Below are 711 nucleotides of genomic sequence, written 5' to 3'. Positions count from 1 at the left end.
CACGTTGATGGATAACGCCGCGACGCATCGCATCTCTTTCATCGACTGACAGCATTGAGGTCATGTCATAGGAAAAATCGTAGATGGATAAGAAGAAGGTGATTCGGCTTCTGGATACACTCTTTTGAGCTAATTGAACCGCTCTAGCGAGTGCAGGCTGTTCATCATTATTGATGTCAGCAACAACAAGAATCTTACTGTATATACTCATAACTAAGCCCACTTATGTTGCGAAACCAAATACTGAAAACAAGTTAAATCAGTAAATTGGAGACTCTTCGTATATTTTTACTGTAGCTTAGTTTGGAGAACTTTTTGAGGACTTTCGAAGGGATTTTATGAGAAACATGATGTAGCTCATTTTCGAGCTACATCAATAAGTAAGCGAGATTACTCTTTTGTTACACCGGCAAGTTCCATTAGCGCATCATGATCTAAGATGGTGATGTACTTACCTTTAACACTCAGAATTTCAGATTTTTGGAAACGACCTAATAGGCGGCTGATGGTTTCAACCGTTAGGCCTAAGTAGTTACCAATATCGCCACGAGTCATGGTCAAACGAAATTCTCTTGGGCTGAAGCCACGTTGAGAGAAGCGAGTTGACAGGTTGTACAAGAAAGCAGCTAGACGCTCCTCAGCATTCTTCTTAGAAAGCAGAAGAATCATTTCCTGGTCGCCTTTAATTTCGTTACTCATTAAACGCATGAT

At 40.6% G+C, this 711-nt stretch carries 1 protein-coding gene and 1 pseudogene; both read right to left on the bottom strand.

What is annotated here, in order from left to right:
• Positions 1-211 (bottom strand): annotated as a pseudogene (locus tag R7040_RS26525) (universal stress protein UspE); the annotation flags it as partial.
• Between the two features lie 179 nt (positions 212-390).
• Positions 391-711: helix-turn-helix domain-containing protein (locus R7040_RS26520; RefSeq protein ID WP_318097590.1), on the bottom strand; the 321-nt coding region annotated here is incomplete at its 5' end.

The organism is Vibrio sp. 1069 (genome assembly GCF_033340555.1).
This window is presented reverse-complemented; position numbering and strand designations above follow the sequence as displayed.